25 protein-coding genes are annotated in these 24,336 nt (G+C 67.3%); 19 read left to right on the top strand and 6 right to left on the bottom strand.

What is annotated here, in order from left to right:
* The first annotated feature begins 21 nt into the window (after positions 1-21).
* On the top strand, positions 22-2,655 hold the full coding sequence (pepN, locus tag AAFN89_RS07510; protein ID WP_347537571.1) for an aminopeptidase N: 2,634 nt from the start codon (positions 22-24) through the stop codon (positions 2,653-2,655).
* A complete protein-coding gene (locus AAFN89_RS07505) occupies positions 2,652-3,671 on the top strand; it encodes a serine hydrolase (RefSeq protein WP_347537569.1) in 1,020 nt (339 codons plus the stop codon). Before pepN ends, AAFN89_RS07505 begins: the two co-directional genes overlap by 4 nt.
* 201 nt (positions 3,672-3,872) lie before the next feature.
* Here the strand turns inward: AAFN89_RS07505 and AAFN89_RS07500 are convergent, their stop codons facing one another.
* Positions 3,873-4,748, bottom strand: a complete 876-nt coding sequence (locus tag AAFN89_RS07500; RefSeq protein WP_347537567.1) for an N-acetylmuramic acid 6-phosphate etherase — start codon at positions 4,746-4,748, stop codon at positions 3,873-3,875.
* Positions 4,749-4,929: 181 nt separating this feature from the next.
* Here AAFN89_RS07500 and AAFN89_RS07495 point away from each other — a divergent pair, with 181 nt between their 5' ends.
* The 9 genes from AAFN89_RS07495 (at position 4,930) to nagA (ending at position 13,055) form a co-directional block, all read left to right on the top strand.
* Positions 4,930-5,052: a hypothetical protein gene (locus AAFN89_RS07495; RefSeq protein WP_347537565.1), complete on the top strand. Its 123-nt coding sequence runs from the start codon at positions 4,930-4,932 to the stop codon at positions 5,050-5,052.
* A 6-nt stretch (positions 5,053-5,058) separates the two neighbouring features.
* On the top strand, positions 5,059-6,183 hold the full coding sequence (locus AAFN89_RS07490; RefSeq protein ID WP_347537562.1) for an extracellular solute-binding protein: 1,125 nt from the start codon (positions 5,059-5,061) through the stop codon (positions 6,181-6,183).
* A 76-nt stretch (positions 6,184-6,259) separates the two neighbouring features.
* Entirely contained in the window at positions 6,260-7,225 is a 966-nt protein-coding gene (locus AAFN89_RS07485; protein ID WP_347537560.1) for a sugar ABC transporter permease, read from the top strand.
* A gap of 4 nt (positions 7,226-7,229) precedes the next feature.
* Positions 7,230-8,069, top strand: a complete 840-nt coding sequence (locus AAFN89_RS07480; protein ID WP_347537558.1) for a carbohydrate ABC transporter permease — start codon at positions 7,230-7,232, stop codon at positions 8,067-8,069.
* Complete coding sequence (locus tag AAFN89_RS07475) at positions 8,062-9,195, top strand: DUF1343 domain-containing protein (protein WP_347537555.1); 1,134 nt, start codon at positions 8,062-8,064, stop codon at positions 9,193-9,195. The genes AAFN89_RS07480 and AAFN89_RS07475 overlap by 8 nt, the downstream gene beginning before the upstream one ends.
* A complete protein-coding gene (locus AAFN89_RS07470; RefSeq protein WP_347537553.1) occupies positions 9,192-10,088 on the top strand; it encodes a BadF/BadG/BcrA/BcrD ATPase family protein in 897 nt (298 codons plus the stop codon). The genes AAFN89_RS07475 and AAFN89_RS07470 overlap by 4 nt, the downstream gene beginning before the upstream one ends.
* Complete coding sequence (locus tag AAFN89_RS07465) at positions 10,085-10,870, top strand: GntR family transcriptional regulator (protein ID WP_347537551.1); 786 nt, start codon at positions 10,085-10,087, stop codon at positions 10,868-10,870. The genes AAFN89_RS07470 and AAFN89_RS07465 overlap by 4 nt, the downstream gene beginning before the upstream one ends.
* Positions 10,871-10,905: 35 nt before the next feature.
* A complete protein-coding gene (locus tag AAFN89_RS07460) occupies positions 10,906-11,913 on the top strand; it encodes an SIS domain-containing protein (protein WP_347537549.1) in 1,008 nt (335 codons plus the stop codon).
* Positions 11,910-13,055 (top strand): N-acetylglucosamine-6-phosphate deacetylase, encoded by a 1,146-nt coding sequence (nagA, locus tag AAFN89_RS07455; protein WP_347537546.1) that lies wholly within the window; start codon positions 11,910-11,912, stop codon positions 13,053-13,055. The genes AAFN89_RS07460 and nagA overlap by 4 nt, the downstream gene beginning before the upstream one ends.
* A 9-nt stretch (positions 13,056-13,064) precedes the next feature.
* Here nagA and AAFN89_RS07450 read toward each other — a convergent pair whose 3' ends face one another.
* Positions 13,065-13,811 (bottom strand): GntR family transcriptional regulator, encoded by a 747-nt coding sequence (locus AAFN89_RS07450; RefSeq protein ID WP_347537544.1) that lies wholly within the window; start codon positions 13,809-13,811, stop codon positions 13,065-13,067.
* 158 nt (positions 13,812-13,969) lie between these two features.
* Between AAFN89_RS07450 and AAFN89_RS07445 the strand changes: the two genes are divergently transcribed.
* Positions 13,970-14,947, top strand: coding sequence for a tripartite tricarboxylate transporter substrate-binding protein (locus tag AAFN89_RS07445; RefSeq protein WP_347537542.1), 978 nt, complete (start codon positions 13,970-13,972; stop codon positions 14,945-14,947).
* A 124-nt stretch (positions 14,948-15,071) separates the two neighbouring features.
* A complete protein-coding gene (locus tag AAFN89_RS07440) occupies positions 15,072-16,145 on the top strand; it encodes a tartrate dehydrogenase (RefSeq protein ID WP_347537540.1) in 1,074 nt (357 codons plus the stop codon).
* 45 nt (positions 16,146-16,190) lie between these two features.
* Here the strand turns inward: AAFN89_RS07440 and AAFN89_RS07435 are convergent, their stop codons facing one another.
* Positions 16,191-17,141 carry a zinc ABC transporter substrate-binding protein gene (locus AAFN89_RS07435; protein ID WP_347537538.1) on the bottom strand — a complete coding sequence of 317 codons (951 nt, stop codon included), beginning with the start codon at positions 17,139-17,141 and terminating at the stop codon, positions 16,191-16,193.
* Between the two features lie 179 nt (positions 17,142-17,320).
* On the opposite strand from AAFN89_RS07435, the gene znuC reads away from it, so the two are divergent.
* Positions 17,321-18,148, top strand: coding sequence for a zinc ABC transporter ATP-binding protein ZnuC (znuC, locus tag AAFN89_RS07430; protein WP_347537536.1), 828 nt, complete (start codon positions 17,321-17,323; stop codon positions 18,146-18,148).
* Positions 18,141-18,938: a metal ABC transporter permease gene (locus AAFN89_RS07425; protein WP_347537533.1), complete on the top strand. Its 798-nt coding sequence runs from the start codon at positions 18,141-18,143 to the stop codon at positions 18,936-18,938. The genes znuC and AAFN89_RS07425 overlap by 8 nt, the downstream gene beginning before the upstream one ends.
* 103 nt (positions 18,939-19,041) lie before the next feature.
* Here the strand turns inward: AAFN89_RS07425 and AAFN89_RS07420 are convergent, their stop codons facing one another.
* Positions 19,042-19,197: a hypothetical protein gene (locus AAFN89_RS07420; protein ID WP_347537530.1), complete on the bottom strand. Its 156-nt coding sequence runs from the start codon at positions 19,195-19,197 to the stop codon at positions 19,042-19,044.
* A gap of 174 nt (positions 19,198-19,371) precedes the next feature.
* Here AAFN89_RS07420 and AAFN89_RS07415 point away from each other — a divergent pair, with 174 nt between their 5' ends.
* Positions 19,372-19,836 carry a hypothetical protein gene (locus AAFN89_RS07415; RefSeq protein WP_347537528.1) on the top strand — a complete coding sequence of 155 codons (465 nt, stop codon included), beginning with the start codon at positions 19,372-19,374 and terminating at the stop codon, positions 19,834-19,836.
* Between the two features lie 9 nt (positions 19,837-19,845).
* Here the strand turns inward: AAFN89_RS07415 and AAFN89_RS07410 are convergent, their stop codons facing one another.
* Positions 19,846-20,541 carry a response regulator transcription factor gene (locus AAFN89_RS07410; protein WP_347537526.1) on the bottom strand — a complete coding sequence of 232 codons (696 nt, stop codon included), beginning with the start codon at positions 20,539-20,541 and terminating at the stop codon, positions 19,846-19,848.
* Positions 20,542-20,867: 326 nt separating this feature from the next.
* On the opposite strand from AAFN89_RS07410, the gene AAFN89_RS07405 reads away from it, so the two are divergent.
* On the top strand, positions 20,868-21,359 hold the full coding sequence (locus tag AAFN89_RS07405) for a hypothetical protein (RefSeq protein WP_347537524.1): 492 nt from the start codon (positions 20,868-20,870) through the stop codon (positions 21,357-21,359).
* Here AAFN89_RS07405 and AAFN89_RS07400 read toward each other — a convergent pair.
* The gene (locus tag AAFN89_RS07400) at positions 21,352-22,023 is read right to left on the bottom strand and encodes a LuxR C-terminal-related transcriptional regulator (RefSeq protein ID WP_347537522.1); all 672 of its coding nucleotides are present in this window, start codon (positions 22,021-22,023) and stop codon (positions 21,352-21,354) included. The genes AAFN89_RS07405 and AAFN89_RS07400 overlap by 8 nt on opposite strands.
* Before the next feature lie 376 nt (positions 22,024-22,399).
* Here AAFN89_RS07400 and AAFN89_RS07395 point away from each other — a divergent pair, with 376 nt between their 5' ends.
* Together AAFN89_RS07395 and AAFN89_RS07390 are read left to right on the top strand one after the other, a co-directional pair.
* The gene (locus tag AAFN89_RS07395) at positions 22,400-23,242 is read left to right on the top strand and encodes a CsgG/HfaB family protein (protein ID WP_347537520.1); all 843 of its coding nucleotides are present in this window, start codon (positions 22,400-22,402) and stop codon (positions 23,240-23,242) included.
* Positions 23,229-24,293 carry a hypothetical protein gene (locus AAFN89_RS07390; protein WP_347537518.1) on the top strand — a complete coding sequence of 355 codons (1,065 nt, stop codon included), beginning with the start codon at positions 23,229-23,231 and terminating at the stop codon, positions 24,291-24,293. Before AAFN89_RS07395 ends, AAFN89_RS07390 begins: the two co-directional genes overlap by 14 nt.
* Positions 24,294-24,336: the final 43 nt, after the last annotated feature.

Genomic DNA, 24,336 nt, shown 5'->3' with positions numbered 1-24,336 from the left:
CCTTTTATCGAAAGAGTTCCCATGCCCGACACGCTGGCGACAGGTCCCGCCGCTCCGCCGAAGGAAATCCGCCTGGAGGACTACAAGGTCCCGCCCTTCCTGGTCGACGCGGTCGACCTGGTGTTCGACCTGAAGGAAACGGGCACGCGCGTCACCTCCCGCCTGACCCTTCGCCGCAACCCGGATTCGGAGGAGAAGACGGCGCCGCTGTTCCTGGACGGGGAGGATGTCCGGCTGACCGCCGTCACGCTGGACGGCGAGGCGCTGGGCGCCAACCGCTACGTCCTTTCCGATGACGGGCTGACCATCCCGGACGCGCCGGACGCCTTCACGCTGGACGTGGAGGCGGAGATCGACCCGGCCAAGAACACGGAACTGAGCGGCCTCTACACGTCGGGCGGGACCTTCTGCACACAATGCGAGGCGGAGGGCTTCCGGCGCATCACCTTCTTCCCCGACCGGCCGGACGTGATGGCCCGCTACACCGTCACCATGCTGGCGGACAAGGCGGCCTATCCGGTCCTGCTGTCCAACGGCAACAGGGTCGACGGCGGCGACGCCACCGGCGGCCGGCACTGGGCGAAATGGGAGGACCCGCACCCCAAGCCCTCCTACCTGTTCGCGCTGGTGGCGGGCGACCTGGTGGCGCTGTCCGACAGCTTCACCACCCGGTCGGGGCGGAAGGTGGAGTTGAACATCCATGTCCGGCGCGGGGACGAGGACAAGTGCGGCCACGCCATGCGGTCGCTCAAGACCGCCATGAAATGGGATGAGGAGGTCTACGGGCTGGAATACGATCTAGACCTGTTCAACATCGTCGCCGTCAGCGACTTCAACATGGGCGCGATGGAGAACAAGGGCCTAAACATCTTCAACACGAAATACATCCTGGCCAAACCCGAGACGGCGACGGATTTCGACTATCACAGCATCGAACGGGTGGTCGCCCACGAGTATTTCCACAACTGGACCGGCGACCGCGTCACCTGCCGGGACTGGTTCCAGCTTTCCCTGAAGGAAGGGCTGACCGTCTTCCGGGACCAGCAATTCTCCGCCGACCAGGGCAGCGCCGCCGTGCGCCGCATCGGCGACGTGGCGCGGCTGCGGGCCAGCCAGTTCCCGGAGGATTCAGGGCCGATGGCCCATCCGGTGCGGCCGGAGCGCTATATCGCGATTGATAATTTCTACACCGCGACCGTCTATCAGAAGGGCGCGGAGGTGGTGCGGATGATCCACACCCTGATCGGGGCCGACGCGTTCCGGAAGGGCATGGACCTCTATATCGCGCGCCACGACAACCAGGCGGTGACGATCGAGGATTTTGTCGCGGCGATGCGGGACGCGTCCGGTGTCGACCTGACGCAGTTCCGGCGCTGGTATTCGACCGCCGGAACGCCGGTGCTGACGGTCGAGGAGGATCATGACCCGGAGACCGGCCGCTACGCCCTGACCGTCCGCCAGCGCATCCCGCCGACGCCGGGGCAGGAGAAGAAGGAGCCGCTGCTGATCCCGCTCGCCGTCGGCCTCCTGTCGCCGGAGGGGAACGAGATCCTGGAGACGACGGTGCTGAAGCTGACTGAGCGGGAGCAGCGCTTCACCTTCGAGGGACAGAAGGCGAAGCCGGTCCCGTCCCTTCTGCGCGGCTTCTCCGCCCCGGTCAGGCTGGCCGCGCAGCCGAGGGAGCGGCTGAAATTCCTGTTCGCGCACGACACCGACCCGTTCGCGCGATGGGAGGCGGGGCAGCAATTCGCGGCCCAGCTTCTGCTGGACATGGTGAAGGCGCACCAGTCCGGGGGGCTGATGGCCTTGGACCCCGATTTCATCGGGATCTTCGCCCGGACGCTGTCGGACGGGTCGCTGGAGCCGGCCTTCCGGGCGGAGGCGCTGACGCTGCCGGGCGACGGTTTCCTGGCCGACCAGATGGAAGTGGTGGACGTGGAGGCGATCGACGCCGCGCTGACCGCCGCGCGCCGGACGATCGCCGAGGCGCTGCATGGCGAGCTGATCGCGGCATACCGGGCGAACCAGGATGAGGGGCCCTACCGGATCGACCCGGACTCGGTCGGGCGGCGCGCGCTGAAGAATCTCTGCCTGTCGGTCCTAGGCGTGCTGGACGAGGATGCGGACGCGGCGGCGCTGGTCGACCGCCAGTTCGCTGAAGCCGGCAACATGACCGACCGGCTGGCCGCCCTGTCGGTCCTGAACGATTCCGCCCGCCCTGCCCGCGCGACGGCGCTGGAGGCGTTCCGCAACCGGTGGAAGGACGACCCGCTGGTCATGGACAAATGGTTCACGCTCCAGGCGACGAGCCGCCTTCCCGGTACGGTGGAGGCGGTGGAGCGGCTGACCCGGCATGAAGATTACGACCCGCGCAACCCCAACCGGGTGCGCGCCCTGCTGGCCGCTTTCGGCAGCGCCAACCCGCTGCATTTCCACCGGGCGGACGGGGCGGGCTATGCCTTCCTGGCCGACCGGATCATCGCGCTGGACCGGCACAACCCGCAGCTCAGCGCTCGGCTAATCAGCCCGCTTGGGCGCTGGCGGCGACAGGATCCGGGGCGACAGGCGCTGATGAAGCAGGCGCTGGAGCGCATCCTGGCGACCGAAGGCCTGTCCAAGGATTCGTTCGAGATCGCGAGCAAGAGCCTGTCATGAACCTGACGGAGAAGATCGCCGACCGCGCCTTCGCCCCGGTCCGCGCGGCGCTGGAGGAGGCGCGCATCCCCGGCGCGGTTCTTGGGATCGTGACGGCCGAGGGCGAGCGCACCGTCCGGTTTGGCGGCAGGGCACAGACCGTGCCGGAGGACCGGAAGCTGGACGAAGGGACGATCTTCGACCTGGCGAGCCTGACGAAGGTCATCCTGACCACGACGGAGGTGCTGAGGCTGGCGGAGGAAGGGCTGATCGACCTGGACGATCCGCTCCACCGCCATATCCCCGACCTGCACCAGTACGATGCGTCCGCACCGATCCGGCTTTTCACGATCCGGCAATGCCTGACCCACCAGACCGGGCTGGTGGCGGTGGAGCCGATCTATAGCTGGGGCGGCGATTCCGAGCGGCTGAAGGCGCTAATCCTCCAGCGCGACTGGCCGATCGGTGAGAAGGTCTATTCCGACATCAACTTCATCCTGCTGGGCATCCTGGTCGAACGGCTGCGCGGCCGGCCGCTGACGGAGACGCCCCTGCCCGACGGCCTGATCTTCCGCCCCGACCCGGAGCGGACGGCGGCCACGGAGAACTGCATGTGGCGCGGCCAGGTGATGCGCGGCGAGGTGCATGACGAGAACGCTTTCTCCCTCGGCGGGCTGGCCGGCCATGCCGGGCTGTTCGGCACGGTCGAGGGCGTGCTGAACTTCGCCGAAAGTTTCATGAAGGGCGAGGTGCTGAGCCCGGCGACGCTGGCGGAGATCGTCGCCTCGACGGTCGGGACCCGCGCGCTGGGCTGGGAGCGGCGCTATCCGGGCTGGAGTGGCGGAAGCCTGTGCCATCCCGACACGATCGGCCATACCGGCTTCACGGGCACGGGCCTGTGGATCGACAGGGAGCGAGGGGTCGCGTGGTCCCTGCTGACCAACCGCGTCCACCCCTCCCGCCATGTCGAGACCGGAATCATGCCGCTGCGCCGCGCGGTCGGGAACATCGTCGCGGCGGAGTGGAGCCGGCGGTAAAAAGCGGATGCTTTCCCCATTGTTTTCATTGGTCATTCCGGCCTCCGAGCCGGAATCCATGTGCCGTCGTCGTCTCCCCGGCAGTGCAAGATGAAGCGCCGTCTTCGCCTCGACCGACCCGTATGGATGCTGGATCAAGTCCAGCATGACGTTGTTTGAGAGTGGCAGGCTCGCCGTGAGGGCAGATTGCGGCAGTCCTGGCTAGCCTTCCAACGCCTTCCGCAGATGGCCGCCGGCGGCGGCCAGGGCGGTGCGGGCTTCTTCCGGGGAGCGGCCGCGCAGGATGAGGATCGCCAGCTTCACGTTGCCATCCGCCTTTTCCAGCGCCGCCCGGGCGGCATCGGACCCGCAGCCGGTCAGTTGCCGCAGCATCCGTTCGGAGCGCAGCACCAGCTTTTTGTTGCTGGCCTGCATGTCGACCATCTGGCCTTCATAGACGCGGCCGAGCCGGATCATGAGCAGCGAGGAGAACAGGTTCAGCATCGCCTTCTGGGCCGTTCCCGCCTTCATGCGGGTCGAGCCGGCGATGATCTCCGCCCCCGTGTCGAGCAGCACGGGATGGGCGGAAGCCTCCAGGATCGCCGTGCCGGCATTGTTGGCGACGCCGATCGTCAGCGCGCCCAGCGCCCGCGCGCGCCTGAGCGCCGCCACGGTGTAGGGCGTGCCGCCGCTGGCGGCGAGGCCGAGTACGACATCGTCCTTGCCGATCCCGGCGGCGACGATCTCCCGCTCCGCCGCCTCTGAATCGTCCTCCGCCCCTTCGATCGACTCCATGAGGGAAAGGTCGCCGCCGGCCAGCAGGAATATCAGCCTGTCCTTCGGCCAGTTGAAGGTGGGCGTCAGTTCCACCCCGTCCTGGACGCCGATGCGGCCGGAGGTTCCGGCCCCGACATAGATCAGGCGGCCGCCACGGGCCAGCCGCTCCGCCGCCGCATCGGCGGCCGCCGCGATCGCCGGCAGGGCCGGAGCCACCGCCGCCACGGCCGCCATCTGGCCCTCAAGCATCGTTTCCAGGATGTCCTCGCTGCTCCAGGTATCGAGCGCGCGGTAGCGGGGGCTTGCGGTTTCGGTCTTCACGGCGGTCGCGGGTCCGGTTGCTGCTGGGAAGGAGAACAAGCTTATCAAGGGCGGCGTGACAAAACCATAGCAATACCATTTAGGAAAATTAACCGGTTTGACAGCCGGAGAGGTTCTGTAGTGGTATTAAAACTGGGCTAGGAAAGACCCCCTTCGACAATCAAAGAAATGGGAGGATGCCTTGAGAACCACGACATTCCTGGCGGTGTCCCTGGGCGCCGCCACAGGCCTTGCCTCTTTCGCCGCCGCGGCGCAGACGGAGTTGAACCTCTGGACATGGCGGCAGCAGGAAATCCCGCTGTGAGAGGCGGTGGACGAGAAATTCCCCGACATCACGATCAATGTCGAGACGACGCGCCCTACCGAATATGACGCGCGCCTGCGGATCGCGATGCAGAGCGAGGGGCCGGACATCATCCAGGGCCGCGCCGGCGCTGGCTGGATCGATCCCTACGCCACCGCCGGGGCCTTCGCCCCGCTGGAAGACCTTGTGAACCCGGAGATGTTCCCGCAGGTGGCGTTGGACCTGGTGAAGGGCAGCGACGGCGTGATCTACGGCGTGCCCTTCGCGTTCCAGACCACGCACTTCATGTACAATGAGGCGCTGTTCGAGCGACTGGGGCTGGAAGAGCCGCAGACCTGGGACGAATTCTACGCCCTTCTGGAGACGCTGAAGGAAAACGGCGTGGCGCCGATGTACGCTCCCGGCCGGGAGGCCTGGGCGCTGAACATCACCGCCGGCATCCTGGACGCCAGCATGCTGCGCAACGATTTCATCAAGGCGCTGCAGGAAGGCGAGGCCTGCTTCACCGATCCGGAATATGTCGCGGTGCTGGAGCGGCTGGAAAGCTTCGCCCCCTATTTCCAGGAAGGGTTCAGCGGCAACACCACCGACGACATGGTGGCGGCCCTGGCGCTGGAGCAGGCGGGTATCGTCGGCTACGGCATCTTCGGCATCGGGCTGATGAAGGAGATCAACCCGGAGATGGAGGTCGGCCTGTTCCTGGCCCCGACCGGCGACCCGTCGCTGGAGCCGCTGGTCTTCGCCTATCCGGACGGCGGCTACTACATGAACGCCGCGACGGAGCATCCCGAGGCGGTGCGGCAGGTGCTGGAGTTCACCCAGACCGAGGAGTTCGGCCAGATGTTCGTCGACCTGGTCGGGGAGATCACGGCGGTCAAGGGCGACTACACGGTCGCCGACAACAGCGCCTTGCAGGAGGCGATCGGGTTCCTGAACGAACGCAGCCTGGACTATCTGACCTGGGTGCGTTCGCCCTTCCGGGACGGGGAGCCCAGCCTCTACGAGATGCTGGCGTCCGGGCAGCAGAGGCTCTATGCCGGCGAAACGACGCCGGAGGAACTGGCGCGGACCATCCAGGACGGGCTGAACACCTGGTACGGCCCCTATGTCGAGAAGGGCAAATGCCCCTGAGCGGCAGGGAACCTCTCCGCCGTCCGGCGTTCCGGGCGGCGGGGAATCCCTCCGGCAAGCGGCCGAAGGCGACGCCATGACCGACATCTCAGAGACGGAAGCCGCCGCCGCGCCGGTCCTGATCCGCCCCCGCCGGGGCGGCCACCGGGCGCGGGAGCGCCGGCAGTATCTGACGATGCTGGCCCCGGCGCTGCTGGTCTATCTGGTGTTCGACGTCTATCCGAAGGCGGCGGCGATCTATATCAGCCTGTTCGAATGGCAGGGTATCGGCCCGATGACATGGGTCGGGCTTCAGAACTATATCGATTTGTTCACCAAGCCGCTGCTGCGCGCGGAGTTCCTGAACGCCGCCTGGAACAACATCCAGTTCTTCCTGATCGTGATGGCCTGCTACACCCTGCTGGGCACGGCCTTCGCGCTGCTTTTGAGCTTCAAGGTCTGGGGGGAGCGGGTCTACCGGCTGGTCTTCTTCCTGCCCCACCCGCTGGCGACGGTGGCGGTGGCCTTCCTGTGGGGGCTGATGCTCAACCCGCAATTCGGGCCGGTCAACGACGCGCTGCGCGCGATCGGGCTGGACTCATGGGCGCATCCCTGGCTGGGAGATGCGGCGACGGCGCTGCCGACGCTGGCGCTGATCAATGTCTGGCACCTGATCGGCTTCCCGATCCTGCTGCTGCTGGCCGGCGTCACCAGCATGAGGACGGACATCGTGGAGGCCGCCTTCCTGGACGGCGCGACCCGGTGGCAGGTGGTGCGGCACATCATCCTGCCGCAGTTGAAGCCCGTCTACGTCCTTCTGGGCCTGCTGGTCTTCATCGGGTCCTTCAACACGTTCGAACTGGTCTTCGTGCTTCAGGGCGTGGAGGCCGGCCCCTACGGATCGACCGACCTGCTGGCGACCATGTTCTACCGGCTGGCCTTCGGCGGGATCGGCGCGACGGTGACCTATTTCGGGCTGGGCTCCGCCGTCGCCGTCGTGACGGCGATCCTGATCCTGCCGGCGTCGATCTATTTCGCGCTGCGCAACATGCGGCGGGCTTAAGCGCATGGACAAGCTGTTCCGCCTGAAGACGAGGGAGCAACTGGCGATCCAGGTGCTGCTGGTCGCCTACGCCTTCGTCGTCATCGCGCCGCTGGCGGTCGCCTTCTTCAACTCCTTCAAGGAGCTGGGGCAGGTCTACCGGGACCCGTTCGGGCTGCCCGACACGCTGAGCTGGTCGAACTATGTCGAGGCCTGGACCCAGGCTTCCTTCGGAATCTACTTCAGGAATTCCGCCATCGTCGCGGCGGCTTCCGTCTTCTTCACCCTGTTCTTCGGCTCCATGGCCGCCTACGTGCTGGCCCGCTACGAATTCCGCGGGTCGAAGCTGGTCTTCGTCCTGTTCCTGACGGGGCTGGCGATCCCGCTCAGGATCGCGGTCATCCCGCTTCACGTCCTGATGCGGGAGCTGGGGCTGCTGGACAGCCTGGTCGGGCTGGTCCTGGTCTATGTCGCCTCCAGCCTGCCCTTCGCCGTCTTCGTCCTGGCCAGCTTCTTCCGGGGCATCAACCGGGAGATCGAGGATGCGGCCCGGGTCGACGGGGCGACGCCGTTCCAGATCTACCGGATCGTCATCCTGCCGCTGATCAAGCCGGCGCTGGCGACGGTCGGCATCTTCACCTTCGTCAGCGTCTGGAACGATTTCTTCTTCCCCCTGATCTTCATCACCAGCGACCATCTGCGGACGCTGCCGGTCGGGCTTTCGGTCTTCTTCAGCGAGTTCAGCATCCAGTGGCACCTGCTGTTCGCCGGGCTGATCATCATGATGCTGCCGACGATCGTCGCCTTCCTGCTGGCGTCGCGCAGCTTCGTCCAGGGCCTGACCATGGGGGCGGTGAATGAGTAATCCCATCCTGGGCGTCGACCGGCTGGAGGCGTTCGCGCGCCTGTTCGAGGGCAGGCGGCTGGGGCTGGTGGCGAACCATGCCAGCCGGGACAGCAATCTTGTCCCCACCTGGGACCGGCTGAAGGCGCTGAAGGACGCGCGGCTGGAACGGCTGTTCTCCCCCGAACACGGGCTGCACGGCGTGCTGCAGGACGGGGAGAAGGCGGCGGACGGCACGGACGGCCAGACGGGCCTTCCCGTCATCTCGCTCTACGGCCCGCGCCTGACGCCCGAAACCAGCCATTTCGAGGGGCTGGATGCGATCGTCTACGACATCCAGGATGTCGGTGTGCGGGCCTACACCTATCTTGCGACGCTGCTTCGGCTCTGCGCCGGAGCGGCCGAGGCAGGGATCGACATCATCATCCTGGACCGGCCCAACCCGCTGGGCCGGATCATCGAGGGCGGCGGCGTGGCGGCCGATTCGCTGAACTTCGTCGCGCCGATGGACGCGCCGCTGCGCCACGGGCTGACGCTCGGGGAGATCGCGCGTCTCCATTGCGCGGAGAACGCCCTGCCGCCGCCGACAGTGGCGCCCTGCGAGGGCTGGACCGGAGAGCCGGTGGCCCCGGACCGGCGGTGGCTCGCCCCCTCCCCCAACCTGCCGACCTCCATGGCGGCGCTGGCCTATCCGGGGACGGTGCTGGTCGAGGGCACCGGCCTGTCCGAAGGGCGGGGCACCACCCGCCCCTTCACCACGATCGGCGCGCCGGGGCTGGACGGGGTCGCGCTGGCCGACCGGCTGTCGCGGCATCCGGGGCTGGAGGCCTGGGCGACCTGGTTCCGGCCCAGCTTCTCCAAGCACGCCGGGACGGTCTGCGACGGCGTGGAACTCTACATCGCCGACCGGCGGGCCTATCGCGCCCTGCCGGTGGCGCTGGACATCCTGGCCTTCGTCCGCGACGAGGCCCCCGATGCGCTGGCGGTGAACGGCCATCTGGCGCTGCTGGCTGGCGGGCCGGCGCTGGGCGAGTGGCTGGAATGCGAGGGCGCGGGCGTCGATGATATGCTGCGATCGTGGGAGCCGGACCGCCTGGCTTTCGCGGAACGCGCCCGTCCCCACCGGCTTTACGGATCCTGCCCATGACCCCTCCCGCCCTGTTCCTGGGTATAGATGGCGGCGCCACGAGCTGCCGCGCGCGGCTGGAGGATTCCGATGGGAACCTGCTGGGCGAAGGGCGGGCCGGCAGCGCCAATCCGCGCTGGGGGCTGGACGCCGCGATCGGGGAAATCCTGCTGGCGACCCGGCAGGCGCTTGAGGTCGCCGGCCTGATCGAGGCCGATCTGGCCCGAACCCATGCCGGGCTGGGGCTGGCCGGGACCGGCCAGGCGAGGGAGCGCGGCCAGATGCTGGCCTGGTCCCACCCCTTCCGCACCATGACGCTTCGGACCGACGCCCACGCCGCCTGCCTGGGCGCCCATGAGGGCGGCGACGGGGCGATCATGATCGTCGGTACGGGATCGTGCGGCTGCGCCATCGTCGACGGCGAGGAGACCCGCGTCGGCGGGTGGGGATTCCCGGCGTCGGACCATGGCAGCGGGGCGTGGCTGGGGCTGGAGGCCGTGCGGCGGGCGCTGTTCGCTTATGACGGCGTTACCCTCGCCACGCCCTTCACCGTCGGGATCATGAAGCATTTCGGCGACGATCCGGAGGCGATCGTCGCCTTCTCCCAATCCGCGCATCCGAGGGACTGGGCCGCGTTCGCGCCGTCGATCCTGGACGCAGCCGCCGGCGGCGACCGGGTGGCCGCCGACCTGCTGCGCGAGGCGGGCCGCGATCTGGGAGCGATGACAGCAACGCTGCGCCGGGCCGGCGCGCCGACGGTCTGCCTGATGGGCGGGCTGGCCGGCCCCATCGCCGGATGGCTGCCGGAGGAAGAGCAGCCCTATCTGGCCCCGGCGAAGGGCGACGCGCTGAAGGGCGCCATCCTGATCGCCCGGCGAACCATGGCGGAAACAGGGGCGGAGACGGGCCGATGAGCGTGACGAGAACGGCCAGACCCGGCCCGGTGGAAAGTCTCAAGCTGGACCCCGACAGCCCGACGCCGCTCTATCTGCAACTCCAGTACCGCCTGCGCCAAGCGGTCGAGAGCGGGGCGCTGAGGGTCGGGGATGCTCTGCCGGGGGAACGCTATCTGGCGAGCCTGCTGGGCGTGTCGCGGGTCACCGTGCGGCGGGCGATCGACGATCTGGTGGTCGATGGGCTGCTGATCCAGAAGCAGGGTGCCGGGACCTTCGTGGCGACACGGGTCGAACAGCCGCTGTCGCTGCTGACCAGCTTTTCCGAAGACATGCTGGCCCGTGGGCTGAAGCCCGGATCGGTGTGGCTGGAGCGCGGTTTCGGCCGGGCGACGCCGGAGGAGGCGATGGCGCTGGACCTGCCGCCGGGCACGGAGGTCGTCCGCATCGCGCGGGTGAGGACGGCCGACGACACGCCGATGGCGCTGGAGCGGGCGACTGTCCCCCGCCAGTTCCTGGCAGATCCGAAGGATGTCGGCCCCTCGCTCTACGACGCGATGGCGGCCCATGGCGCACGGCCGGTCCGGGCGTTGCAGAGGCTGCGCGCAGAATTGATCGACGAGACGGACGCCCGGCAGCTTCACGTTCCCGCCGGGACCGCCATCCTGTCGATCGAGCGCAGGGCCTTCCGGGCCGACGGAACGCCGGTCGAATTCACCCGCTCGCGCTATCGCGGCGACCTCTACGATTTCGTGACGGAGCTGCGCGTCGACGCCGGCCCCGCCAACCACAAGCCCGAATGATCGAGACCATGAGCAAGACCCAGAAGACTTCGAGAATGTTGGCCGAAGCGTCGGAGACGCCCCGCATCGTCGCCCGGCAGTTCGAGCGGAACGCCGACGCCGTCGCTACGCTGGCCGAAAGGCTGCGCGCGGCCCCGCCGCGCTTCGTCGTCACCGGGGCGCGCGGCAGTTCAGACCATGCCGCGACCTTCGCGAAATATCTGATCGAGACGCGGCTGGGGCTGGTGACGGCGTCGGCCGCGCCGTCGGTCGCCACGATCTATAACCGCACGCTGGCCATGGAGGGGGCGCTGTTCATCGCGATCAGCCAGTCCGGCCGCAGCCCCGACCTGATCGACATGACGGAACGCGCGAAGGCAGGCGGGGCGCTGACCGTGGCGCTGGTCAACGATTCGGAATCGCCGCTGGCGGCCGTCTGCGACACGGTCCTGCCGCTCCATGCCGGGGCGGAGACCAGCGTCGCCGCGACCAAGAGCTATATCGGCTCGCTCGCCGCGCTACTGCACCTGACCGCCGCCTGGACCGGCGACGAGGCGCTGACCCGGGCGCTGACCCAACTGCCGGGACGGCTGGAGGAGGCGCTGGATCTGGACTGGAGCCCGATGGTCGACGCGCTGGCCGACGCGCGGGACCTGCTGATCCTGGGGCGCGGGACCAATCTGGCGATCGCGCAGGAGGCGGCGCTGAAGCTGAAGGAGACCTGTGGGCTGCATTCGGAGGCGTTCAGCGCGGCGGAGGTGATGCATGGACCGGTCGCGCTGGTCGGCCAGGATTATCCGGTCGTCGTCTTCAGCCCGGAAGACGAGACCCGCGCCAGCGTGCGGGAGCTGGCGGCGACGATCCGCGCCCAGGGCGGGCGCGTCCTGATCGCCGAGACGGAGGGCGCGGCCGACCGGCTACCGGTCCCCCGCCCGCTTCATCCTGCCTGCGATTCGCTGCCGATGATCCTGGCCTTCTACCGCGCGGCCGCCCGGCTGTCGGTCCGGCGGGGGTTGGACCCGGATGAGCCCAGGCATCTGCGCAAGGTGACGGAGACGAGATGAGCGACGACCTCCAGGCGCTGATCGGCGGCCGGGTCTTCGACGGAGACCGGATCGTCAAGGGACAGGCCGTCCTGATCGCGGACGGGCGCATAGAGGCGCTGGTCCCCGAACCCGACATTCCACGGGATGCCCAGCGCGTGGCGCTGGAGGGCGGGCTGCTGACGCCGGGCTTCATCGACGTGCAGGTGAATGGCGGCGGCGGCGTGATGCTGAACGACAGCCCCACGATCGACGGCGTCCGCACGATCGCGGAAGCCCACCGCCGGTTCGGCACGACAGGGATGCTGCCGACCCTGATCACCGACGCGCCGGACAAGATGCCGGCGGCGATCGACGCGGTGCGGCGGGCGATGGCGGAGGCGGTTCCGGGAATCCTCGGAATCCATCTGGAGGGGCCGTTCCTGAATGTGGCGCGCAAGGGCGTCCACGACCCGCGCCTGATCCGGCCGATCGCGGAGGAGGACATGGCGGTCGTCATGTCGCTGGAGACTGGGAAGACGCTGGTGACGCTGGCCCCGGAGCAGGCCCCGGCGGGGACCGTCCGCCGACTGGCCGAGGCGGGGGTGCTGGTCTGCGCGGGACATACGGTCGGCCCCTACGACGCGATCCGAGCCGCGATCGCGGAGGGCTTGCGCGGCTTCACCCATCTGTTCAACGCCATGGCCCCGTTCGACAGCCGGGAGCCGGGGGTGGTCGGCGCGGCGCTGGACGATCCCGGCACCTGGTGCGGCATCATCGTGGACGGCCACCATGTCCATCCCGCGAGCCTCAGGGTGGCGCTGGCCGCCAAGCCGCGCGGGCGGATGATGCTGGTCACCGACGCCATGGCCACGGTGGGCGCGGCCGATCCGAGCTTCGTCCTCAAGGGAGAGAAGATCACCGAGATCGACGGCCGTTGCGCCACCGAGGACGGGACGCTGGCCGGATCGGCGCTGGATATGGCCTCGGCGGTGCGCAACACCATCGCCTGGCTGGGCCAGACGGTGGAGGAGGCGCTGCGCATGGCCTCCCTCTACCCCGCCGCCTTCCTGGGGCTGGACGACCGGCTGGGCCGCATCGCGCCGGGTTACCGCGCCGATCTGGTATTGCTCGACGACGATCTTGCCGTCCGCCGGACCTGGATCGGGGGCGAGCCGGACTGATCCTCCCCTTCAGAGCGTCGCGAATTTCAGGCGGTCGAGGATCGGGACGAGTTGGTCCCTTGCATGGCTGCGGTGGCTCCGCGCGGCGGTTCCGGCCGCCGCGGCGTCGCCCGAGCGGATGGCATCGATGATCGCCCGATGCTCGGCGGCCGAGCCGAGGGGGAGCGGTCTTAGATGGAGCGTCAGCCGCCGGGCCCGGTGCGACTGGCCCGTGACCGTCGCCGCCATGCGCCTGATGCGGCCATTGCCGCAGCGCGCGACCAGCGTGTCGTGGAAGGCTTCGTCATCCTGCGCCCAGCGTTCCAGATCGCCATCCCGCAGGGCGGCTTCCATATCGGCCGTCCGGGCGGCCAACTCGTCCAGGACGGACGCCACATCCGCCACATGGCCGCCGGCCAGCCGTTCGGCGGCCGCACCCTCCAGCGCGATCAGCACGTCGTAGATCTCAAGCAGGTCGGCGGGCGACAGCGCCTTTACCAGGATGCCTTTCCGGGGAAGGATCTGGACGAATCCTTCCTCCTGGAGACGCGCCATAGCCTCGTGGACCGGGGTGCGGCTCATGCCGAGCCGCGCGGCGATCTCATTCTCCGCCGCCTGGAATCCGGCCGGCAGTTCGTTCGACAGGATCGCGTTGCGCAGGAAACGATAGGCGGCGTCCGCCCGGCCTTCCTCCGCCGCGGGCTCTACGGCCGTCGAAAGCGCATCCTCGTTCCCGGCGACGCCCCGCCTGGAAACCGAACCTGCCTTGCCGTTCATTCGAGTTCCTTCCCCATCCGTTCATGAATGGCAAAAGATCGCGCGCCCGTCCACTTGCGTTTAATTTTGCATGCAAGTTGGAACGCATGATACGGCTGGCCCTTGCGGATGAAAAAGCCCGGCGAACCGCCGCCATCACAATCCTCCGGGAGGATGACATGAACCGAAATCTTCTGATCGCGCTTGGAACGGCGGCGGTGACCGTGGCGGGCCCCGCCATGGCGCAGGACGCCTATCCGGAAAGTCCCGTCACCATCATGGTTCCCGCCGCGGCCGGCGGGCCGAGCGACACGGTGACCCGCATCGTCGCCGAAGCCATGTCGGAACAGCTCGGGCAGCAGATCGTGGTCCAGAACATGGGCGGCGCCGGCGGCACGCTGGGCGCGGCGCGGGTCGCGAACGCCCCGGCGGACGGCTATACGCTGCTGCTCTACCATATCGGCGTCGCGACCAGCGCCTCACTCTATGACGACCTGCCCTACGATCCGGGCGAGGCCTTCGCGCCGGTGGGCCAGGTCGCCGACGTGCCGATGACCGTCATCGCGCGGCAGGATTTCGAGCCCGAGGACGTGACTGCGCTGATCGACTATCTGAAGCAGAACGGTTCGGATGTCACCTACTCCCATGCCGGCATCGGCGCGGCGTCGCATCTCTGCGGCATGCTGCTGATGCAGGAGCTTGGCGTGCAGTTCATCGAAGTGCCCTATCCCGGCACCGGACCGGCGCTGACCGACCTGATCGCCGGCGAGGTCGATTTGATGTGCGACCAGAGCACCAACACGATGGGCCAGATCGAATCCGGCGAGGTGAAGGCCTATGCGGTCACCACGCCGGAGCCGGTCGACGCCCTGCCCGACCTTCCGACGCTGGACGATTCCGGCATGGAGGGCTTCGAGGTGAGCGCCTGGCACGCGCTCTGGGCTCCGGCGGGCACGCCGGAGGCGGTGATCGACACGCTGTCCGCCGCCTTGCAGGAGGCGCTGAAGGACCCCGCCGTCATCGAGCGCCTGACTGACCTGGGCGCGCAGCCGGTGTCGCACGAACAGGCGACGCCCGAGGCGCTGGGCCAGAAGCTCCAGTCGGAAATCGACAGGTGGGCGCAGGTTATTGAGGAAGCCGGCGTTTCGGCGAATTAAGCTTGATAAGTGGAGTGCGATTCAGCGATCAGGTTGAACCAACCTGATCGCATCGCGCTCCAGCAGTTGACTGTAAACAGGCCGCGCGACAGGGAGTCGTGCGGCCATACGGAACGGGAAACCCATGAGGCAGTACAGGATCGCGGCCATCCCCGCGGACGGCATAGGCCCCGAGGTCATCGACTCCGGCCTCCAGGTCCTGGAGGTGCTGGAGAAGCGCGGCGACGATTTCCGGCTGGACGTCCGGAGCTTCGACTGGGGCTCCGACCACTACAAGGCCCATGGGCGCATGATGCCCGAGGACGGGCTGGAGCGGCTCAAGGGTTTCGACGCGATCTTCTTCGGCGCCGTCGGCGCGCCGGACGTGCCCGACCACATCACGCTCTGGGGCCTCCGGCTGCCGATCTGCCAGGGCTTCGACCAGTACGCCAATGTGCGCCCGACCAGGATCCTGCCGGGCATCGCATCGCCGCTGTCGGGCATCGGGCCGGGCGATCTGGACTGGGTGATCGTGCGCGAGAATTCCGAAGGCGAATATTCCGGGAATGGCGGGCGCGCCCATCGCGGCATGCCGGAGGAAGTCGGCACCGAGGTCGCCATCTTCACCCGCGTCGGCGTCACGCGCATCATGCGCTACGCGTTCAAACTGGCGCAGTCGCGGCCGCGAAAGCATCTGACCGTCGTGACCAAGTCCAACGCCCAGCGCCACGGCATGGTGATGTGGGACGAGATCGCAGCGGAGGTCGCGGCCGAATTCCCGGACGTGACCTGGGACAAGATGCTGGTCGACGCCATGACGGTGCGCATGACGCTGAAGCCCCGCAGCCTGGACACCATCGTCGCCACCAACCTCCATGCCGACATCCTTTCAGACCTCGCCGGCGCGCTGGCCGGTTCGCTGGGCGTCGCGCCGACGGCGAACATCGATCCGGAGCGGCGCTTCCCCTCGATGTTCGAGCCGATCCACGGTTCCGCCTTCGATATCACCGGAAAGGGCATCGCCAATCCGGTCGCGACCTTCTGGACGGCGGCCCAGATGCTGGAGCATCTGGGCGAAGGCGCGGCGGCCGCCCGGCTGATGCGGGCGGTTGAGCAGGTGACGGGTGAAGGCGTCCGGACGCCGGACATCGGCGGCAAGGCGACCACGCAAGAAGTCACCGACGCGGTGTGCGAGGCGATCCGCGGCGCGAACGACTGACCGGCAGGGGGCGAGCCTCGGCGGGCCCGCCCCCTGCCCGTCCCGTTATGACGCGTCGGACAGGCAGGCGACGAGGTTGTCGGCGAGGTCTGTCATCAGCCGGAAATACTGTTCGGGCCCTTCCTCCACGGCGACGCCCAGCGGATCGAGCTGGCCGCGGCGGACATCGGTTCCTTCGACCACCGTATCGACCAGGTCGGGTTCGAACTGCGGTTCGCTGAAGACGCAGCGCGCCCCGCTTTCGGCGATCGTGTGCTGGATCTCCCGCAGACGCTGCGCGCCCGGCGGAAGCTCCGGACTGACGGTGATCGAGCCGACGGCGTTCAGCCCGTAATGGGCCCCGAAATACTGGTAGGCGTCGTGGAAGACGACGAAGGGCGCGTCCCCTACCGGCGCGAGGCGGGCGCGCAGATCGGCGTCCAGCGCGTCCAGCCGCTCCAGCACGGAATCGGCGTTGGCGGCGTAGGCGGCGGCATTCTCCGCATCCAGTTCAGACAGGGCGTCGGCGACCGATTCCACGATGGCCGCCGCGTTGTGCGGATCGAGCCAGAGATGAGCGTCATAGGCGGCGGAATGATCGTGGCCGTGATCCTCCCCTTCATGATCATGCTCATGATGATGGCCTTCCCACGCGCCGGTGGAGCGGACGGGGAGAAGCTCCACGCCCTCCGCATCGGCGACGGCCAACGTCCGCGCATCTTCCGCCAGGGTCTCCAGCGGACCGATCAGGAAGGTCTCCAGGGCCGGCCCCGTCCAGACGACAAGATCGGCGTCGGCCAACGCCCTGGCGTCGGACGGGCGGAGGGAATAGGTGTGGGGCGACCCCGCCCCCTCCACCAGCAGGTCAGGCTGGCCGAGATCGCCCATCACGCCGGCGACCAGCGAATGCAGCGGCTTTATGCTGACCGCCACGGACGGCGCTTCGGCCAGCGCGGGGAGAGGCGACGCCGCGCCCAGAAGGAAGAGCGCGGCGGCGAAGGGGGGAAGTTTCCGCATCGGGGGCTGCCTCGACATCATCGGGGGAAGAAAAATCATGACGAACAGAAATGTTATAGTATAACGTTTCTTATCCAGTCCACCCCGTTCCGTCACCCATCCGGTTCCCGATGCACGCCCGAGACATCACGCTTCCCGATCGCTATACCAGGCGCCGACGCATTTCGGGGGAAGCCCTCTTGTCGGCCAGAAAGTCAGATTTCCACGACCTCGTCGCGCTCCGCGGCGTCGGCATGAGGTTCCGTGACCGGCGGGTGCTGCACGATATCTCGCTTTCCGTCAGGCCGGGTGAGATCCTGACGCTGATCGGGCCGAACGGGGCCGGCAAGACGACGCTGGCGCGGATCGTGCTTGGCCTTCTGAAACCGACGCAGGGCTCCGTCCGGCGGGCCGAGGGGCTGACCGTCGGCTATGTGCCCCAGCGCCTGTCGATCGATCCGGTGCTGCCGATGAGCGTGGCGCGGCTGATGTCCCTGCCCCGGCCGGTCGCCCAAGAGGCGGCGCGGCGGAGCCTGGCGGAGGTCGGCGCGGAGCATCTGCTGGACCGCGAAGTCCAGACCCTGTCGGGCGGCGAGACGCAGCGGGTGCTGCTGGCTCGCGCCCTGATCCGGGAGCCGGCGCTGCTGGTCCTGGACGAGCCGACGCAGAATGTCGACTATGCCGGACAGGCCGACCTCTACGAGCTGATCCGCCGCATCCGCGACCGCCATGGCTGCGGCGTCATGCTCGTGTCCCACGATCTGCATGTCGTGATGGCGGCGACCGACAGCGTGCTGTGCCTCAACGGTCATGTCTGCTGCGCCGGCACGCCCGAGGCGGTCAGCGAGCATCCGGAATATCAGGCGCTGTTCGGCGCGCAAGGATCGCGCAGCGTGGCCGTCTACCGGCACGATCATGCCCACGCCCACACATTGTCCGGCGAGGTGGCGCCGCTGGAGGACGGGTGCGGGCATGATCATGGGCATATGCACGAGCACGGCCCCGATGGAGGGCGCGGCGATGCTTGACGATTTCGTGGTCCGCGCGCTGCTGGCCGGCATCGGGGTGGCGCTGGTGGCGGGGCCGCTGGGCTGCTTCGTGGTCTGGCGGCGGATGGCCTATTTCGGCGACAGCCTGTCCCATTCGGCGCTGCTGGGCGTCGCGCTGGGCTTCCTCCTTTCGGTCGATTTGACGATCGGGGTGGTCTTCACCTGCGCCGCGCTGGCCCTGGTCATCGTCTTCCTGCAGGAGCAGCAGCGTTTTGCGACCGACACGCTGCTGGGGTTGCTGTCGCATTCCGCGCTGGCGCTGGGGCTGGTGACGATCAGCTTCCTCGACGGGCTCCGGATCGATTTGATGGCCTATCTGTTCGGCGATATCCTGTCCGTGGGGATCACCGACCTGGCCTGGATCTATGCCGGCGGCGCGGCCGTTCTGGCGGTGCTGGCGCTGATCTGGCGGCGGATGCTGGCGATCACCGTCAGCGACGAGCTGGCGCGGGCCGAAGGGGTCAACGCGCTGGCCGTCCGGCTGGTCTTCACCCTGCTTCTGGCGACGGTGATCGCGATCGCGATGAAGGTGGTGGGCATATTGCTGATCACCTCCCTGCTGATCATCCCGGCGGCCACGGCGCGGCGCTTCGCCCGGACGCCGGAGCAGATGGCCGCGATGGCCAGCCTGGCGGGCGCAGCGTCGGTCGCCGGCGGCATCCTCGCCTCCCTCCTCTGGGACACGCCGTCCGGCCCGTCGGTCGTGGTGGCGGCGCTGTCGCTGTTCCTCCTCAGCCAGATGGCCGGCGCGTTCGTGCAGCGGTCGTGAGGGATGGCAGGGCCTGACCTCTCTTCCTCATGGTGAGCCTGTCGAACCATGCGGGTACGCACCTTTCGACAGGCTCAAGGTGAGGTTTTCGAGAAGAAAGCCGTCATGCCGGACCCCGATCCGGCATCCATGCGGCGTCGATGGCCGCCGGGACGGCGCCCGGTCCTTCGCCGCCGGTGACGCGGCAACGGCCCATGGATTCCGGATCAAGTCCGGAATGACCAACAAAAACAATGTCATGCTGGACTTGATCCAGCATCCATAGGGTACCGACACTGCGTGGATGCCGGCTCGGGGCCGGATTGGCCGACTGGCGTCCCGGAAATGTCGCTGGAAAATGATAATCATTCTCATTATCATGATCGCTCCCGTCGAGGAGGATCCGTTGGCGAACCATCTTTCATCCCAGGACGACAGAGCCTGGAGCAGCGACATGCTGAGCTTCGCGGAGCAGATGCTTCTGTGGTCGATGCGCATCTGGGTGGTCGGCCTTCAGAAGCGCATTCCGGTGGGCGAGAAACTGCATGAGGCCTATTCGCGGGCCGGCGCGCCGCGCGCTGTGGGGCTGGTCGACAATCTGATGGTCGTCGTCGGCCATGGCGCGATCCGGCAGCTGGACATCAACTGCCCGTGCCAGAAGGGGCTGTCGGAGGACGAACGGCGCATCCTGGACCTGGCGGCGCTCTATCAGGGCGGCGCAAGCCTGGAGGGCCCCTTGCTGCTGCACTCGATGCTGACGGAGACGGCCTGCCGGGCGGCGGGCGGCATCCTTCGGGATATCGGGCGCGTCTTCTCCGACGCCGGGATGGTCTTCCCGCCGGTCGATATCCCGCCGGAGCGGGCTTTCGGCCATTCACGGGAAGCGACCCTTCACGCCGGATCGGCTACGCTGCACTAGGCGGGGGCACTAGACCGGAGCGGCCGCCGCGGAAGGACGGGGAGTCAGCTCACCCTGGCCGACGCCGTGGGCATGCGCCCAGATGGCGGCCTGGGTCCTGTTCTCCACCCCGATCTTGCGCAAGACGGAGCGGACATGGACCTTCACCGTGGCCTCGCTGGTGCCGAGGCCGCGGGCGATCTCCTTGTTGGACTGGCCGTTGGCGATCCGCTCCAGGATCTCCGTCTGGCGGTTGGAGAGGACCGGCATCTCCCCATGGCGTGAGAGGCCGCCATTCTCCACCCCGCCCTGGAGGAGCTGCTGGACCACGCGCCGGGGGAAGACGCCTTCGCCCAGCAGCACCAGATGAAGCGAGTGGAGAAGTGCCGGCGCGCCGAAATCCCTGACGAGATAGCCGTCCACCCCTTCCTTCAGGGCAACCCGGATGCTCCACGCGTCGAGGTCGCGGCCGAGGATGACCACCCGCCGCTTGGGAGACCCCGACCGCAGGCGGCGGAGGCATTCGAGGAACTGGAGGTCGCCCGGATGCCATTCCAGAAGGAGGACGATATCGACGGCGGGCGGTTCGGACCGGCCGTTCATGCCGTGGATGAGCGTGTCGAACATGTCGACCACATCGACCACGCCGGAGAGGACCCGCTGCAATCCTTCGCGAAGAAGCTGGTCGCCGCCAACGATGAGGCAGCGGGCCTGTCCATCAGTCATCGGCATTCTTCCTGTCAGTTGAGCCTCAGGTTTTCCCGCAAGGAACAGGACGGAAGAGAATTTGGCCGCATTATATTCAGTTTTCGACAAGATTATAATTATTATGCGCTGTTGACTGTCTGATTGCCATATTATTTTAACCATGGTCGAGCCCGCGTGAGGAATTCCGTTCTCGCTGAACAAGAGAAAGACCGCGCCTTTCCAGTAATCACAAAGAGGTAAGAGCCGACGCAGAAGAGGTAGCGAGTCTTGCCTATCGGCTGAGGGGGAGCCTTATTCTAAAGTCGAAAGAGATTGCGATCCCGATGATGGGAGAAGGAGTCGCCATGAGGCTTGTTCGTTTTCTGCTCTGCGCCCTCGCCGTCGCGGCGATCGGATCGACCGTCGTCCCGAAGGCAGCCGACGCGCAGCTTTTCAACGAGCCCTACAATTTCCCGAGACCCGGCGGGCTTTCGGACATCGGCATGAGCAACGCCTATCGCCAGGCGATCCTGCTGGATGAGATCGACGGCGTGCGCCCCGACGACATGCTGAGGGCCTTCGACGGATCGCTGGTGACGGTGGTGGAGGGCAAGGACAATGAGGCCCATATCCGAACGCTGAGCGGCGTGCTGCTGCCCCGGTCCGCCGTGATGGGCCCGTCGCGCGGGGCGGAGGGGCTTGGCCCCTTCCCCTATTACAGCGACAGCGCCAGCTCGATCTCCGACAGCCTGTACCGGCGCGTGGCGGTGGCGGATGGCTTGAACGGCACCCCCGGCCTGCATTCCAGATGGTCCGCGTCGATCGACCAGTGGATCGCGATGCTGGACGTCATGTAGGCCTCTCCGTCTCCATCCTGCGATAATGGGAGGCCGCGAACACCGCGGCCTCCGTCCTGTTGCGCAGGCCCAGCCTGATGATGATGCCGCGCACGGCGGCCTTCACCGTCGCCTCGCCGACGGAGAGGGCGACCGCGATGTCCTTGTTGGAGAGGCCGTGCGACAGCATCTTCAGGGTCCGCCGCTGAAGGTCAGACAGATCATCCAGCCGTGACGTCCGCCGCCGCGCCATGCGGCCGCCCAGCAGCCGGCGGATGTCGGGCAGCACGGTGAGGCCGAAGCGCGCCAGCAGCAGGGCCTGGCGCAGCCGGCCGATCTCCCAATCCTCGAATATCCAGCCGTCGGCTTTCTGGGCGCTGCCGATGACGCCCAGATCGGCCGGGTTTCTCAGCAGCAGCAGGATCAGCGGCTTGGCATTGGCAGGGGCGGAGACGGCAGGCTGGGACAGCCGCGACGCCACGGCCCCCAGGAAGCGCGGCGATGTCACCACCGCGTCCACCCTCTGCCGCGCCAGGGCGTCGGACAGGTCGGCCAACCGGCGGACGATGCCGCCGATCGCGACCCCGCCGCCACCGAAGATGCGGGCCAGCCGGCGGGACCGCTGCAGCCGGTCGACGACGATCAGGATCTGCGGCCGTGCCGCGAAGGCGTCTTCACAGGACATGGCACGCTCCGGCCTCGCTGAAAATCCCACCGCTCTTCCAGAGTAGACGGCGCAATCCACAGAACGAACGTCGATGAGGTAGCGGGCCGATTCTCTTTGGACGCTATCCGGAAGGGTTTCCTTCCACCGTCTTCCGCGCTTGCCTAGCCCAACGGATATCCACCTTCCGGCGCATTTTAGTTAATTAATCGTTAACGCCCGCCCGCCGGAATTGCCTTCCGCCGATACCAAAGCGTGCTTCCGATCCGGGGCATTTCGCGCACAATTACTGCGCCAAATCGAGGCCATGAATTCAAAAATTTCCTGACCTGAAGCGCCGGCGCCGCCAAGCGAGACCGGTAACGCCACAGGTCCGGGCCGGGGCAGGGAGAGACGCATGCATGGGATCCGCGCAGCACTGACCATCTCGGCGGCGACCATGCTTCTGTCCGCCTGCGCCGGCACCGGCGTCTATCCGGATAATGGCGTGCAGCCGGTCTACAGCTTCCCCGTCACCGACAACGACACGCCCTATTCGCAATGCCTGCGCTCAATGCAGCAGATCGCGGCGAACAACCTGCCGACCTTCTCCGTCGGTGAGGTTGCCGACAAGACGGGGCAGATCAACTATGACGAGAACGGCAACGCCCTGACCCAGGGCGTGTCGGAAATGGTCATGAGCGCGCTCTTCAAGACCGGCAAGGCGCATCTGGTGGAGCGGTTCGACCTGCGGGTCCCGCTGGCCGAGGTGCGGATGGCCGAGCAGGGAATGCTGCCGATCGGCAAGCAGGATTTCCAGATCGCGCCGTTCGATTTCCTGATCCTCGGCGCGCTGACGGAGCTGAACTACAACATCGTCAGCGAGGGCGCCGGCCTCTACGTGTCGGGCATCGGCGCCGGGGCGCGGACGGTCATCATCAACGTCGCGCTGGACATGCGCGTCGTCGACGCCCGGACCTTCGCGGTCCGCTACGTCACCAGCCTTCAGAAGCAGATCCTCGGCTATGAGGTGGAAGCCAACGTCTTCCGCTTCTTCGGGGACACGCTTGTCGAGTTTGACGCCGGGAGAATCCAGAACGAGCCGCTCCAGCTCGGCGTCAGGTCCGTCGTGGAAATGGGTGTGCACCAGATCATGACGGAATTCCTCGGTCTCCCCGCGGGCCCCAACTGCGCCCTCGTGGAGACCGGGTACATGGACGGCGTTCTAGAAGAGAGGAACTCTGACAATGGCAACACGTAAACTCGTACTGGCGACCGCCACCGCGGCATGCGCGCTGGCCGTCGGCCTCGGGGCCGGCTCGGCCCAGGCGTTCGACCACTCCCATTGGGACTGGTACCTGGATGTCTGGACCGACATCGATATCGAGGTCGACGTCTATTCCTACTTCGATCCGTCGGGCATGGTGACGGTCGAAACCGTTCAGATCCAGAAGGGCGACGTCACCGCCTATTCCACCGTCTACGGCATCTACAACCATCAGCCGGTGGAATATGAATTGGTCCCGGTCACGCTGACCGGAACCACTTCGGGCTCGCTGGACGTCACCGGCAACGCCACCGGCTTCGTGGACATCGACAGCACCGGCGCGAACGGCACATCGTCCAATCAGCAGGCGATCAACGGGCTTGTGGGCATCGCCGGACAGCCGGCGGGCACGAACCAGTCGGACGTTGCTGGAACCGTAACCGGCGGCGTTAACGGCGATGAGCCGAACGGCCTGGATGTCGTCGGCACGACCAGCGGCGAACTCGACGTGACCGTCTCCGGCAACGTCTATGTGCCGACCGGCTTCGTCGCCAACGCGATCAGCCAACTGCCGGAGGTCATCAGCACGGCCACGGCCGTGGGCAACAACGCCTCGATCGAGAGCACGGTCGCGGTCAACGCCGACGCCGAGCAGAGTCTGTATGGCGACTGGTACTTCGACGCGGCCAAGGTCGAAGCCGTTTCGGATGTCTCCTACATCCTGAATGCGACGGTCGACAGCACGGCGACGGCGGTGGGCAACAATTACAGCCTGACCGTCGATCCCGCCACGCCCGACGACGCGGTGGTCACGGCGAACATCAGCCAGTACAGCCACGCCAACGTCAATGCGGTGTCCAACGTCCACGACGTGACCCTCCAGGGCTACTACAACCTGGGCGTGGACGAGCTGGCCAATGACGATCTCGACGTTCTGGGCCGGCCGATCGTGTCCTCGATCGCCACGGCCGTTGGCAACAACATCAGCGTCAGCGTCGGCGCCATCGAAGTTCCGGAGCCCGGCGAAGAAGGCGGTGAAGAGTAATCCATGGTTCGGGGGAGCGGTTTCGGCCGCTCCCCTCCTTTTT

The organism is Inquilinus sp. CAU 1745, from assembly GCF_039839375.1.
Classification (GTDB): Bacteria; Pseudomonadota; Alphaproteobacteria; order DSM-16000; family Inquilinaceae; genus JBDOQU01.
Note: the sequence above shows the minus strand (reverse complement) of the source record. Positions and strands in the feature narration are given on the sequence as shown.